The following is a 13,806-nucleotide window of genomic DNA, read 5'->3' as shown; positions in this document are numbered from 1 at the left end:
GCACGAGGGTGCAGCAAAGGTATGACCTTTGGCAAGTGGGATAGCCTGCGCCCGACGTGGTGACGACAGGGACCCCAGCCGCAGCAGGTGCGACGTCGGCCGTGCCAGCCCCCGCTCGGTCCACCCCGTCGGTGCCGGGACGGTCGCGGTGGAGCGGCTGGTGGCAGGGCCGCTCGGGCGTGGCGGCGTTCCTGGGGCTGGTGGCCTTCCTCGTCTCCTTCGCCCCGAGCCTGCTCCCGCGCAGCTGGGCCTTCCAGGCGCTCGCCACGGGCCTCTCGGCTGCCACCGCCTACGCCCTCGGGGTGCTCCTGGTCTTCCTGCTGCGCCCGCTGATCGACTTCCTGGGCATCCGTTTGGTGGTCGAGCCCCGACGGCGCCGGCTCGTCGGCGCCCTGACGGCCCTCGTGGTCCTGGCTGCCGTCGGCTGGGTGGTCCACCTGCAGCGCCAGGCCCGCGCACTGACCGCCGAGCTGGTCGGGCTGCCGCCTCCGAGCCTCCTGGACGACGTGCGCGCCCTGCTCGGGGGGATCGCCCTGGCGCTGAGCATCGTCGCGCTGGTCGTGCTGGTGCGCATCTCCCTGGCCGGGTGGCGCCGGGTGCTGCGGATCGCACTGCCACCCTGGTTGGCGAGGATCGCCGCGGTGCTGCTGGTCGTGGCGCTGGTCGGCTATACGAGCAACGAGTACCTGCTGCGCCGCACCCTGGAGTCGGTGTCGGCGGCCGCGCTCAGGCTCAACGACTCCACCCCCGACCTCGCGGAGCCCACCTCACGGTTGCGCTCGGGTGGTCCGGGCTCGACCCAGCCGTGGGACGAGCTGGGGTTCCACGGCCAGGTCTTCACCGCCAGCGGTCCCACGCGCACCGAGATCGAGGCGGTGACCGGCGAGCCGGCGCAGGAGCCGATCCGGGTCTACGGCTCCCTGGGGGACGAGCTGAGCCTGGACGAGGTCTCCGACAACGTCGTGCGCGAGCTGGTGCGCACCGGCGCCTTCGACCGGTCGACGCTGACCCTGATCGGCACCACCGGCCGGGGTTGGGTCGACGAGTACAACGTCGCCTCGATCGAGTACCTCACCGGTGGCGACTCCGCGACCGCGGCGATGCAGTACTCCTACCTGCCCAGTCCGGTCGCCTTCCTCACCAGTCGACAGGCGCCCGCGGAGGCGGGCCGGCTGCTCTTCGAGAAGGTGTACGCCGAGGTGCGGTCGCGACCTGCCGACGAGCGGCCGCGCCTCTACGTCAGCGGCGAGTCGCTGGGCGCGTTCGGCGGTACAGCCGCGTTCGAGGACGCGGACGACCTGGTGGCGAAGGTCGACGGGGCGGTCTGGGTCGGCACCCCGAGCTTCACCCCGTTGTGGAGCTCCATCACCGCCGAGCGGCTGCGGGGCAGCCCCCAGGTCTCCCCCGTCTTCGAGCAGGGCCGCCACATCCGCTTCGTCACCGGGCCGGCAGGACTGGACCGCGACGCCTACGGCCGCGAGTACGGCGCCTGGCAGGAGCCGCGCGTGGCGTTCCTGCAGCACGCCTCGGACCCGATCGTGTGGTGGTCCCCCGGCCTCGTCCTCCAGGAGCCGGACTGGATCCGTGAGGGCGCCGGCGGCGACGTCAACATCGGGCTGCGCTGGTGGCCGCTGGTCACCTTCTGGCAGGTCACGCTCGACATGGCCGTGGCCAACGACCCGCCGGCCGGGCACGGGCACGTCTACGAGGACGACCTGGTCCCGGTGTGGGACGCCGTCCTGCACGGGCAGCGCAGCAGCCTCGACCAGCTGGACAGGATCGTGGCCGAGCTGCACGCGACCGTGCCGGACACCCCCGAGGGCTGACCATCTCCGCCGACCCGGCCCATATCTCCCGCTGACCCGGCCCGAAGTTGCGTCCGGCCGGGGAGCCCGGGGTGGCACAGTGCACCCCGTGGACATCGCGAGCGACCTCGCCCCTACCGGCGCCCTGCGCGTCTCGATCAACCTGGGCAACCCGGTGCTCGCCCAAGGGACAGCGGAGCGACCGAGCGGGGTCACCGTCGACATAGCCCGCGAGCTCGGGTCCCGACTCGGCGTCCCCGTCGAGCTCAGCTGCTTCGCAGCCGCCCGCCAGTCCTTCGAGTCCATGGCCGAGGGCCGGGCCGACCTCTGCTTCCTGGCCGTCGACCCGGCACGAGAGGCGGCGGTCGCCTTCACGGCGCCGTACGCCGTGATCGAGGGAGTCTACGTGGTCGCGGACGCCTCACCCATCGGCTCGGCGGCCGAGGTCGATCGCGCGGGCGTCCGGGTGGGCGTGAAGGAGGGCTCGGCCTACGACCTGTTCCTGTCCCGGACCCTGGAGCAGGCAGAGCCGGTGCGAGGCGTCGAGGGCACCACCGTGTTCGCCGAGCAGGGGCTCGAGGTGGGCGCCGGCATCCGGCAGCCGGTGCTCGACTTCGTCGCCGAGCATCCCGGGCACCGAGTCCTCGAACCGGCGTTCATGGGGATCCAGCAGGCGGTGGGCACCACTCGCTCCCGCAGCGCCGGGACGCTCGCATTCCTCCACGACGTCGTCGAGGAGCTGAAGGCGGACGGGTTCGTCGCCGACGCCCTGGAGCGCTCGGGGCGACGCGACGCGCGGGTGGCGCCACCGTCGGCCCGGCCCGGAGGAGCCGGCGCCCGCTGACCCTCAGCGCCCCGCGCGCTCGAAGCGCCGTCCGATGACCGCGCAGTGCTCGACGAGCCCAGGCGGCTCGAGCACCTCGAAGTCGTACCCGGCCAGGCCGAGGTAGACGGCGACCATGGCGAGATCCTCACCGCCGGTGCGCAGCAGGGATGTCACGTCGGTCTCGTGCTCCACGGTGACCGCCGCCACCGGGTAGACCGCGCGCACCTCCTCGGCCGAGGCGTGGAAGCGCACCAGGACCTGGTGGGGGTACGGCGCCGAGGTGACCGCTCGGTGCACGTAGGTCACCGGGTCCTCGTGTTCGCGCGCGGTGAAGCGCCAGGTGCTGACCCGCACCTCGCGAAGTCGATCGAGACGGAAGGTGCGCCAGTCCTCGCGGTCGAGGTCGTAGGCCATCAGGTACCAGCGTCGCCCGGTCGCCACCAGTCCGTACGGCTCGACCCGTCGCTGGGTGGTCGCCCCCGAGCGGTCGGCGTAGGCGAACTCCAGGCGGACCAGGTCGCGGCAGGCACCGGCGATCTCGACCAGGGCATCGGCGTCGACGGTCTCGGCGGCCGGTCCGCCGGGGAGCGTCGAGATCGAGTCGTGGATCCCGTGGACCCGCTGCCGCAGACGTGACGGGAGGACCTGGTCGAGCTTGGTCAGTGCGCGCAGCGCCGCCTCGCTGGCCCCCGCGACCGTCCCCCCTGCCGCCAGTCGGAGGGACACCGCGACCGCCACCGCCTCGGCATCGTCGAGCAGCAGCGGCGGCAGCGCTCGTCCGGCGCCGAGGCGGTAGCCGCCGGCGACACCCTGCGTGGCGTTGACCGGATACCCCAGCTCACGCAGGCGATCGACGTCGCGTCGGATGGTGCGGGTCGTCGCTCCCAGGCGCTCGGCCAGCTCGCTGCCGCTCCAGGTGTGACGCTGTTGCAGCAGGGCCAGCAGGCGCAGGATGCGTTCGGTGGGACCTGAGGAGGGTTCGGTCATCACGACAACCTGCCACAGGCCGCGGACAGGAACTGTCCTAGTTCGGGTCCAGGGTGGAAGCAGGACCATCCACCACCGAGGAGAACCGATGCCTTTCCTGGCCCCACCCGCCGCCACCGAGCAGGAGAACCTGGCCGGCTACCTGTCCATGCAGCTCGACGCCTTCCGTGTTCTCGCCCACGGCCTGTCCGACGCACAGGCGGCCGCGACCCCGAGTGCGAGCACCTTCTCCATCGGCGGCCTGGTCCGCCACGTCACCGTGGTGACGGCCAACTGGGTCGACGGCGTGACCCACGCGCCGGAGCACGCCCCGGTTGCCGAGATCGAGAAGCGTGTCGCCGAGTTCGAGCGCGGCTTCGTCGCCGGTGACTCCCTGGCCGCCGCGATGAAGGAGTACGACGACGTCGCCGAACGCGCGCTCGCCGCGGCCCGGCGGGTCGCCCTCGACACCGCCGTACCGGTGCCCGACGCGCCCTGGTTCCCGAAGGACGTCGAGCACTGGTCGGTGCGGTGGGTCTGGGGCCACCTCGTCCAGGAGCTGGCCCGGCACGCCGGCCACGGCGACATCATCCGGGAGACCCTCGACGGCGCCACGATGTATCCCCTGATCGCCGCCGCCGAGGGGATGGGCGACCTGGGCTTCCTGCAACCATGGACACCCTCGGAGCCCGGTTTCACCACCGGGGTCAGCACAGTCGTCTACTTCGCCGCCGACCCCGCAGCGGCCCGGGCCTGGTACACCGAACTCCTGCACTCCGAGCCCTACTTCGACCAGGGGCCGTACGTCGAGTGGCGGGTCGGCCCCCACGACCGCGAGCTGGGGCTGCTCGACGCCGCGTTCGCGCCGGAGCACCGGGCCGACGGCACCGGGTCGGTGATCGCCTACTGGCAGGTCGACGACGCAGTGGCGGCGTACGAGCGGCTCCTGGGGATGGGCGCCACGAGCCAGTGGCCACCGCGGGACTTCGGCGCGGGGTACGTCGGCGCCAGCGTCGTCGACCCGTTCGGGAACGTGCTCGGCGTCATGCAGCGCCCCCTCGGCTGAGCCTGGGGCGTGAGCAGCGCACATCAGCCGCCCTGACTGGTGTCAGGGCGGCTGATGTTCAAGAGGGCTGGATCTCGGTGGGGTGACCCACCGTGACCGGCAGTTCTGCGCGTGGGGTGTTCGCAGAATCGCAAACGTGCAGGTCAAGCACCCGAATCTGCGATTCGCTGTGAACGCTTGCACCCCTGCGACCCGAAATCAGCACCCATCCCCACCGCGCCGGCCTGCTCGCTCAGGAAACCGTGCCCGTAGAGCCCACACGCCACAGTTCGACCTCAAGATCCGGCTGACTCTGTGTTGGCTCAGGGGTACGACTACAGCCCGCCATGAGATGCCCGCGGCCCATCGGCGGACACCACTGCGGGTGGGGGTGCAGGTGCGACCCCGCTGTCAGCCCGTAGGCGCTCCAGCCCGGCTCGGCTATATCGGCGCGGCAAAGGAGTGCCTAGGAAACCGGCACCTCGGGCTCCCACTGCTCGAACTCTTGAGTCGCGTACGGACGCCAGAGGATCGTGAACGCCGAGGCGTCGTCACTGGGTTTCCCGGTGTTTTGGTCGAAACCACCCGTGTAGTTGGCGACCCAACCCTTCTTCTCGAGCTTCGGGATCGTCTTGATGGCGTAGTCGGCGCCGTATTCATCGATGAAAGCCTCGAAGGTCGAGGGTGACTCAGCCTCGGCAATCTGCTTGTCGGTGACCACCTCAGCGATGAACTTGCTTGTGCCTTGCGCGTGGGCGATGTCGTCGATGATCAGCTTGATCGCGTCCTTGTAGGCATCGCCCGAGAAGGCGAGATCGGGCGTGGTGACCACCCAGTACTGGGTCAGTTTGGCCGGACCCTGGTTCTCGTCGGTCGTAACGACCTCGTAAGTAGGACCGTCGTACGAATAGGGATCAACCTCAGGAATTTCGGACGCCAGTGGTTCAGCACTCGCTTCTTCAGAGGGCCCCTCGGTGGGCTCCGGGCTGGCCGGGAGCGGCTCGGTCTGGGCTGCCGGCGGGGTCGTCTCGGGAGCGTCATCGTCTCCGCCGAGCGCGGCGGCTATGGAGCCGACCAAAACGCTCAGCACGACCAGCGCACCCACAACGCTCAGAATGGTCTTCTGGGTGGTGGGCTTGAGCCCTCGGAAGGCTGTGTAGCCCTGGGCCAGGTAGGCCCCGGCACCCTTGCGTTTCACCTTCCGGAAATTCAGCTCCGAGCGCAGCGGTCCTTGCGTCTGGTCGACGAACTCCCAGCCCTGATTCTGCCACTTGGTTCGCGTGGCACCTTCTCGTCCGCGGATCGTCTTGGCGGTCATGAACGTGTACTGAACGTTGTCCCCGCCGCCCTGGCTTCCCGTCGGTACTGCACCGCTGATGTCGCTCGTCGGCGTGGCGTCTTCAGTCACCGAGGCAGCCTAGCGTCGGCACCATGGGGTCAAGAAGGCCGATGAGCGTCGCCAACGTGGCGTCAGCAACCACGCTCGGCAGATCGCCGAGCGCTGCTGTGCGAATAGCAAGGGAGAGCAGCTGTGCAGTTGACACGAGGGCAGCGGGCCCCACGACCACTCATTACTCCACCAGCCCCGACGCTAGCTGGGCATTCGCCCGTCGAGACTCCGAGACTCTCGGCGTCGCCGCCCGGACGTGCCGGTACCGCTGATCTCAGCTGCGCAGCGGCGGAAGCGGACCGGTGTCAGACTGTCAGCCTGACGCGAAATCCGGACGTGTGTGCGCTAGTTCGGCGCCGCGAAAAAATCCGGACAGCCCCGAAGTCATCGATTGAGAGGACTCGGCGTCGCTCGCCGCCCGACATCGCTACGAGGACCCACACGATCAACCACAGGCCTAGGAGAAACACTGTCAGGAGTAGGTGGAGAACGTGATTCGGGCGTCGCCCGTATACAAGAACCGCTTGGAACGCATGCTCTAGCTCAACCCTCGCGGACCGAGCCGCCACTTCTTCTCCACTGACCTCGGCAGGGATTAGTCGGCGCTCAGACGCCGAGAGCGGGGCCGTGGAGACAGCTGGCCGAAGCAGGCTGTAATCAAACGGGCTCGTGGGCCCCTTGCACGCGGTAGAACATCGACCTAGTTTCCAGTAGTCGCGTCGCGCTTAGCCGGCTTTCCAGAGCTGGGCCGTCGCGACGCTTCAGCTCATTCGACCCCGCAGGTGCCAACACCAGTACCAACATCCCGGACGCCCGCATCGTCGCTATCGGGGATGTCATCCAGCCTGAGGGGCACTTGCCGTACTGGGACACTTGATGGCGAGAGCCAACTCGACGGCTCAGGAGCTCTCACTGACTGACTCCGGTGCGACGGCACCGGCAGCGCTGCGGGCCAGCCGAGCACGGGGCAAGCGCGCGGCCCGGGCAGCGGGACACGATAGCCGCCTTGACGTGATATCCGGAACGGCTGGCGTTCAAGAGGGCTGGATCTCGGTGGGACGACCCACCGGGACCGGCAGTTCTGCGCGCGCGTGCTTGGCGTGTTCCCGGAAGCCCAGGCCCTGTACGCCCCTTTGAACTCCTGGACCTTGGCATCGTCGATGCGGCGTGCGGCGCCGATGGCGGTCGCCCGCGAGGTCACTCGCTTCTGAGCGCGACCGCTGCCAACTGGCCGCAGGCCCCGGCCCCGGCCCTCAGTCCGCTGTGCGAGGTGGCCCCGCCGGAGTTGCCCGGCTTCCGGGCGTGTCCCATGGGAGTGAGTCAAGATGTGCCGCATGAACCTCGGAACCCCGGCGCTTTTGGAGCCACGCCTCGTCGACGATCTCAAGGGATCGTTCTTCGTCCCGGACTACCAGCGCGGCTATCGCTGGGGTGCTCACGAGGTGGAGAGGCTTCTGGACGACATCCAGGAGGCTGGGGGCGCCAACTACTACCTCCAGCCCGTGGTGGTGAAGCCGATGGACGACGGTCGCTGGGAGCTCGTCGATGGGCAGCAGCGACTCACCACCCTGTACCTGGTGATGCGCGCACTCAAGGCCTACATGCCGCAAGCGGAGGTTCACTATGACCTCAGCTACGAGACCCGGCCGGGCAGCGCGGAGTACCTCGACGACCCCCGTGAGGACCTTCGCCACGAGAACATCGACTACTTCCACATGTTCGAGGCGTTCACAGCCATCGAGTCCTGGTTCGCAAAGCAGGCCAAGCCGAACCTCGCTGCCTACAAGCTGTCAGAGGCTCTGAGTAGCACGGTCTTCGTGATCTGGTACGAGGCGCCGCAGGAACCTGAGTTCGACTCGCGCGCTCTCTTCACGCGACTCAACGTCGGCCGAATTCCGCTCACAGACGCCGAGCTAGTCAAGGCATCGCTACTGTCCCGCATCGAGCGCGAGCACGAGACCGCGGCGCAGTGGGACACCATCGAGCGCCAGCTATGGTCGCCGGAGGTGTGGGCCTTCGCGGCTGGCTCGTCCTACGACCAAGCGGCAACCCGGATCGAATTGCTGCTCGACACCGTTGCTGATCTCGAGTCGGGAACGCACATCAAGAACCGTCCGCGATTCCACACCTTCGAGATCTTGCGACCGTTGATCCTGTCGGATCCCCAGGCGGTGTGGGACAAGGTCGTTGATCTGCACTCCCTAATCCTCGGCTGGTACGAAGATCTGAGTTCGTTTCACAAAGTCGGCTACCTCGTCGCGTCCGAGGTGGCAACGTTCTTCGACCTCGTCAAGATGGCCGACGGCAGAGCAAAGTCCGCCTTCGACGGTGCACTAAACGAGCGCATCAGGCGCAGCCTGGGTCTCGCCTGGACAGGAGTTGCTGCGCTGACCTACGGCAGCAGGAAGACCAGGCAAGTCCTCCTCCTCATGAACGTCGAGACCGTTCGGACTAATGAGTTCTCCTCTGAGCGGTACTCGTTCAGTCAACATGTGCAACGGCTCTGGTCCCTCGAGCACATTCACGCGCAGCGCTCCGAAGGTCTGAACACAGTCGACCAGTGGACGTCCTGGCTGAAGGAGCACCTCGACGCCTTGGAAGTGCTGAACCTGTCTTCCGAACAGCGCGCGGACCTCCAAGCCAAGATCAACAACGCACTGCCGTCGATCAACAGCGACTCGTTCGACGCCCTGCACCTCGAGCTCGTTGAGCTCTTCAGCGACAGCACCGACCCGGACGAAGCCGAAGGGCCGACCTCAGCCGACCATGATGAGATCGACTCGATCGCCAATCTCGCGCTGCTCTCGCGCGACGACAACAGCGTGTTGAACAACTCGGTGTTCGAGGTCAAACGCCGCCACGTGATCGAACTCGATCAGCGAGGGTCCTACATCCCAGTCTGCACTCGGAACGTGTTCCTGAAGTACTACGACACCAGCACCGCAGCCCAGCAGATCCACTTCTGGGGGCGACGCGACCGGGAGGCTTACCTGACAGCGATACGCGCGAAACTTCAGCCGTATTTGCTCGAGGACACGCCGGAGAACGACAGCATTGCGGCCGAAGTCGACGTGGAGGACGTGGCATGAGTATCCGTGAGTCCGACGAGGAAAACATGACTGGCTACCGCACCACCTTCCAGGCCATGTTCGGCGAGCAGATCGATGGCATGCCGTCCGTGGAGCGAGTCGCGATTCCCCTGATCCAGCGTGACTACGCCCAGGGGCGCCTGGATACACGGACATCCACAATTCGAGCCACTTTCCTGGATGCCCTGCACGCCGCGCTCACCGGCGAGACCTCCGTCGGCCTGGACTTCATCTACGGAGAGGTCCATAACGACGGCACCTTCGAGCCGTTGGACGGCCAACAACGCCTCACGACGCTGTTCCTGCTGCATTGGTACCTCGCATTCCGTCGCGGCGAAGTCAGCGCAGCGCAACCCTGGACGAACTTCAGCTACGCCACGCGGCCAAGCGCCAGACTCTTCTGCGAACGCTTGGTCAAGCACCCCCCGCCAAGTGACCTCTCCACACCGCCGTCGGCGTGGATCACCGATCAGAGCTGGTACCTGCATCTGTGGCAGTTCGACCCGACGATCCGCGCGATGCTCGTGACCATTGACGCCATCGCGAGTCGCTTCGCCGATGAGAGCCCTGATGAGCTCTGGCAACGGCTGTCCGACGCCGAGAACCCAGCCATCTGGTTCCAGCTGCTACCGATCGACGACATGGGCGCCGCCGAAGACCTCTACATCAAGATGAACTCCCGCGGGAAGCCTCTCACCGAGTTCGAGGCATTCAAGGCGTTCCTGGGACAACTTGTGGACGAGGCCGGCGGGTTCGAGGACTTCGGGCACAAGATCGACGGAGACTGGACCGACGTCCTGTGGCCGTACCGGGGCGAGAACAACATCGTCGACGACGAGTTCATGCGCTACTTCGACTTCCTGATGGAGGTCTGCGAGTGGCGTGAAGGTTGGTCCAGGGTCGACGACCTCGTGACCCCTGAGAAGCGTGCCAAGGCCCTCTACGGCCTCGGCAACCCACGCCACCGCGAGCACCTCTCATTCATGCACGGAGCATTCGAGACGTGGGTCGCAGAGCCCAATCTCAGGGACTACTTCGAGAGTCTCTTCAAGACGACGCTCGATGGCGACGGAGTGCGGGTCTTTGGCGCTAACGCCACTAGCGACCTCTTCCACGCTTGCTGTGATCGCTATGGCGACCTCAGAGGATCAACCAGGCTCTTCTCTCTGACCGACACGTTGCTTCTACTCGCGGTCCTCGTGCACAGACAGCACCAGACCCCGGATGTGGCTGCCCGGTTGCGAAGCCTGCGGAACGTCAATGAGGCATCGCAGTTCGAGATGCGCGTCACGAACATGCCGAAGTTCGTGAACGAGGTCACGACGTTCATCCAGACCGGCGACTTCGATGCGCTCGCCACGTTCAACACCAACCAAGTCAACGAGGAGAAGGCGAAACAGGACCTTCGTACTCTGAATCCCGAACTGATTCCGAGCATCGCCCGCCTCGAGGACCATGCCGTCTTGCGCGGCACGCTGGCCTGCTTCGACCTCTCCTCCTCCATCTCCCACCGCGCAAGTGCCTTCGAGGCCGCATTCGAGCCGACCCGGTGGCCCCTCGTGACTGGCACCCTGCTCGCGTGCGGGGCATACCAACGCGGCTACCAGAACTCGGACCGGTTCCAGTTCGGCTCACCCAACACAGACAGCGTGTGGCGTTTGGTGCTTGTCGATCGCGGTGATCGGGATGTCTTGGCCCCGGCCCGTGAAGCGCTCGCCGCGATGCTCGACCTCATTGCCGATGCAGATACGCAAGACGTAGAAATCGCACTCGGCGAGATCGCTCGCGATTTCACGAAGTCGCGAGCCGACCAGGAGCGCTTCGATTGGCGATACCACCTGGTCCGATACCCGGAAATGCGCGAGGGCAACACCGGCATCTACTACGGAGCGGACGGCGAACTCGGCTACGAGATGACAATGCTGCGCAAGAAGGTGCAGCGCAGCTACTACCGCGACGCCTACCTGTACGCGATTTGGAGCGAGGCTGGCCGCCCCAGCGAGGTCAGCGACCCATGGTTCTACGGCTACTCCACGACCGCACGCTGGATGGAACTTGCTCGCTCTCGCGTCGGCATCCGAAGCGTCTCAGGGGGTCTCGCTCTCCGCAACGGCGACTCGGCTAGCGACGAGGGCACCCTCAAAGCGCTATGCGAAGCCGCAGGTGCGGAACCCTGTGAAGACGGCTGGCTCCTTCGCACTCCACAGAGGAGCCATGCTGGTGAGCTCGTCGATACCGTCGACCGCGTGCAGGTCGGAGCTGAGATCCTCCGAGACCTCATCACCGCCGGTCTCTGACGACTCCGAATCGAGACCCTAGAGCAATAGAAGGGGCTGCTGCACGAGTAGGTGACATCTGATCGTGCAGCAGTCCCTGCCTTGAGGGCCGCACATCGCCTGGAAGCCAAAGCCGCAGACGCACACCGGTATGGGCGCGCGGCCCTTGGCATCGGACATACCCCCAGCAGAGGGGGGTACGTCTCGATCCCGTGGTCCGCTACATCGCCCATCTCCAGGTTGCCGCACTGCTCGGAAAGTCAGCGGGGGCGTAGTGCATACCCAGGAGGCCTCGAGAGCCGCGCGGCCGGCCCACCGTTATCCATCCAGACCGGCAGTCCCCAAGACTGAGGCGAGCCTCGGTGTACAGCGGCGCAGGACCGCGAAGGACTGTGAGCTCGCTGATAGAGGTGCGCTCGGTTTGCCTCCGGGTGCTGAGATAGTCCATCGCCCAGGGATCTGTACTCACACGGGTTGTGCCGTCGGGGTTCGCGGAGTCGTGGGGTCTCGCGTAGCAGACCTTGACGTCCACACTCCAGGTCGTGCGGGTCGTTCTCTGCGCGCGGACTGCAACGTCGAAGTACTCAAGTCGGACTGTCCTCCCGATCGGGAGATAGCCGGCCCTCGCCGCGGGGGGCTTGGGCGATTCGGCAGTTCCCGAGGTTGCCGGCCTCTGCGGCGCCTTGGTCCTCGAGAGAGGCTCATTGGTGGGCGACGCGGTGCTGCCACTGCCGAAGTCGCGACTCACGCTTGCGCTCCCGACCTCGTCTTTCCTGATCGAGACAGTGGCTATCAGGGCGCCCGCGAGCGCCAGCACTGCGATGGCCGCAGTGACGTAGACGAGGAAGGTTCCTCGTTGGCGGCGCTGCTCTCGCGGCGGATCTGGGGCTGGGTCGACCTTGGTACTGAGCATCGTTGAGCTTGCGCCCACCGCTGCAGCGACCGGCATCGCCTGCGTTTCTTCCTCGTTCAACGCTGTTACGAGTGGCCGCATCATCGCCAGGTACTGCGCGGCAGAACCCCGGGCGGACGGTTCGGCGCACAGAGCGCGCTGAACTGCGCCACGAAGGACGACCGGCATCGAGTCAGGCATCGCCGGTGTAGTCATTTCGCGACTCCACGTAGCCCGCTCGGTCGAGGGCTCAGCCTCGAGTTGCCTTGGCGATGTGCCGACAGCTGCGAAGAAGCAGAGGCATCCCCATGCGTACAAGTCGACGGCCTGGGATGGGCGGACCGAGGGGTCAGACTGTTCTGGGGCCATCCACCCTGGGGTGCCTGGACTGAGGACTCCGGTGGCCGTGAAGGTCGGCAGCCCCGAGAGGACGGCTATGCCGAAGTCAACAATTCGCGGACCGCCATCCGTGCAGATCACGTTTGACGGCTTGAGATCGCGGTGGATCAGGCCCGCAGCGTGCAACTCATTGAGCCCCGCGGCCAGGCCGATTGCGAGGTCGACCTGCTGGGCAGGGGTCATCGGACCGTGCTGTCGCACGAGTTCGTCGAGCGTGGGTCCCGGCACGTGTTCCATGGCCAACCACTGACGCCGATCATCAACGTCCGAAGCCAGGATTTTGGCCAGGAAGGGACTCTCGACCGCGGATGCCGCGACGACCTCACGTCTGAATCTGCGTCGGAAGTCCGCGTTGTCGGCGTGCTCACTGAGGACCGTCTTGATCACAACCCGGTCCCCCGACAGGGTTTCAGCGGCGTACACCACCCCCATGCCACCAGCGCTCAAGCGGCCCCGGATGTCGAAGCGTCCGAGACGTACGGGGTCCCATGGGTCAAGTGACCGACCAGGCCAGTCGCGACCCACCATCCCCGGCCCCCTAGAGCGATCCCACAGACGACACTAATGACCGGCGAAGCAGAGTGGATGCTTTGGCGGAAAGCACCGTCGACCGGGGCAGCGTGCTCGGCGGCAACGCCCGGCGATTCCGTTGTCACACCCGTCGGCTCGGGGCGCAACAAGGGATGCCCGGCCTCGTCGGCGTGGTCCTCGCGGGTGGGAGGGCCCTCTATGGCGTTCTTGTCGACCATGTACTCGTACAGGACACCGGTGGTGTCGCGGTCGTTCAGCGGGATGTCGTCGACCAGGTCGACGACCTTCGACAGTAGAGCCGGCGCCGGGATGGTGTACCGGGCATCCTTCATGTGCGACGAGGAGGTCGAGCCGTCACCCCCGAGCTTGCGCAGGAATGGGATGACGCCCTCGCCGACCACCTGGTGCATCACGCCAGGCTCGAGGTCCTCGAACTTCGACCATCGCAACTCTGGCCTGCCCTGGCTGGAAAAGCGGCTCCTCGATCGCCTGGCCGGCGCGGTTGGTTCTGCTCCGTCAGGGTCTGGAGGTCGGCGAGACGGCGAATGAAGGGCAGGTAGGTGATCTGCTCTATGACCGCGAGGGGG

The 13,806-nt window shown here is 66.8% G+C and carries 9 protein-coding genes; 5 read left to right on the top strand and 4 right to left on the bottom strand.

Annotated elements, in window-relative coordinates; genetic code table 11:
- Positions 1-101 precede the first annotated feature (101 nt).
- Both I601_RS11230 and I601_RS11225 read left to right on the top strand, forming a co-directional pair.
- A complete protein-coding gene (locus I601_RS11230) occupies positions 102-1,826 on the top strand; it encodes an alpha/beta hydrolase (protein WP_169834696.1) in 1,725 nt (574 codons plus the stop codon).
- Positions 1,827-1,914: 88 nt separating this feature from the next.
- On the top strand, positions 1,915-2,649 hold the full coding sequence (locus tag I601_RS11225) for a transporter substrate-binding domain-containing protein (protein ID WP_218917654.1): 735 nt from the start codon (positions 1,915-1,917) through the stop codon (positions 2,647-2,649).
- A 3-nt stretch (positions 2,650-2,652) separates the two neighbouring features.
- Here I601_RS11225 and I601_RS11220 read toward each other — a convergent pair whose 3' ends face one another.
- The gene (locus tag I601_RS11220; RefSeq protein WP_068109543.1) at positions 2,653-3,618 is read right to left on the bottom strand and encodes a helix-turn-helix transcriptional regulator; all 966 of its coding nucleotides are present in this window, start codon (positions 3,616-3,618) and stop codon (positions 2,653-2,655) included.
- 88 nt (positions 3,619-3,706) lie between these two features.
- Here I601_RS11220 and I601_RS21490 point away from each other — a divergent pair, with 88 nt between their 5' ends.
- A complete protein-coding gene (locus tag I601_RS21490) occupies positions 3,707-4,663 on the top strand; it encodes a mycothiol transferase (protein ID WP_068109540.1) in 957 nt (318 codons plus the stop codon).
- 445 nt (positions 4,664-5,108) lie between these two features.
- On the opposite strand, the gene I601_RS11210 is transcribed toward I601_RS21490, so the two are convergent.
- On the bottom strand, positions 5,109-6,050 hold the full coding sequence (locus tag I601_RS11210; protein WP_068109537.1) for a hypothetical protein: 942 nt from the start codon (positions 6,048-6,050) through the stop codon (positions 5,109-5,111).
- A gap of 1,316 nt (positions 6,051-7,366) precedes the next feature.
- On the opposite strand from I601_RS11210, the gene I601_RS11205 reads away from it, so the two are divergent.
- Together I601_RS11205 and I601_RS11200 are read left to right on the top strand one after the other, a co-directional pair.
- Positions 7,367-9,121 carry a DUF262 domain-containing protein gene (locus I601_RS11205; RefSeq protein ID WP_218917653.1) on the top strand — a complete coding sequence of 585 codons (1,755 nt, stop codon included), beginning with the start codon at positions 7,367-7,369 and terminating at the stop codon, positions 9,119-9,121.
- Entirely contained in the window at positions 9,118-11,418 is a 2,301-nt protein-coding gene (locus I601_RS11200) for a DUF262 domain-containing protein (protein WP_084527488.1), read from the top strand. Before I601_RS11205 ends, I601_RS11200 begins: the two co-directional genes overlap by 4 nt.
- A 199-nt stretch (positions 11,419-11,617) precedes the next feature.
- On the opposite strand, the gene I601_RS11195 is transcribed toward I601_RS11200, so the two are convergent.
- Positions 11,618-13,111 carry a serine/threonine-protein kinase gene (locus I601_RS11195; protein ID WP_169834695.1) on the bottom strand — a complete coding sequence of 498 codons (1,494 nt, stop codon included), beginning with the start codon at positions 13,109-13,111 and terminating at the stop codon, positions 11,618-11,620.
- Positions 13,112-13,131: 20 nt separating this feature from the next.
- Positions 13,132-13,629: a hypothetical protein gene (locus I601_RS21485; protein WP_179948532.1), complete on the bottom strand. Its 498-nt coding sequence runs from the start codon at positions 13,627-13,629 to the stop codon at positions 13,132-13,134.
- Positions 13,630-13,806 lie beyond the last annotated feature (177 nt).

It is taken from the genome of Nocardioides dokdonensis FR1436, from assembly GCF_001653335.1.
In the GTDB taxonomy this organism is placed as follows: domain Bacteria; phylum Actinomycetota; class Actinomycetes; order Propionibacteriales; family Nocardioidaceae; genus Nocardioides; species Nocardioides dokdonensis.
Note: the sequence above shows the minus strand (reverse complement) of the source record. Positions and strands in the feature narration are given on the sequence as shown.

What these genes read in the sequence shown, in the direction of transcription:
- I601_RS11200 (WP_084527488.1), top strand. Translation starts at nt 9,118, where the DNA reads ATGAGTATCCGTGAGTCCGACGAGGAAAACATGACTGGCTACCGCACC.
- I601_RS11205 (WP_218917653.1), top strand. Translation starts at nt 7,367, where the DNA reads ATGAACCTCGGAACCCCGGCGCTTTTGGAGCCACGCCTCGTCGACGAT.
- I601_RS21485 (WP_179948532.1), bottom strand. Translation starts at nt 13,629, where the DNA reads ATGCACCAGGTGGTCGGCGAGGGCGTCATCCCATTCCTGCGCAAGCTC.
- I601_RS21490 (WP_068109540.1), top strand. Translation starts at nt 3,707, where the DNA reads ATGCCTTTCCTGGCCCCACCCGCCGCCACCGAGCAGGAGAACCTGGCC.
- I601_RS11220 (WP_068109543.1), bottom strand. Translation starts at nt 3,618, where the DNA reads ATGACCGAACCCTCCTCAGGTCCCACCGAACGCATCCTGCGCCTGCTG.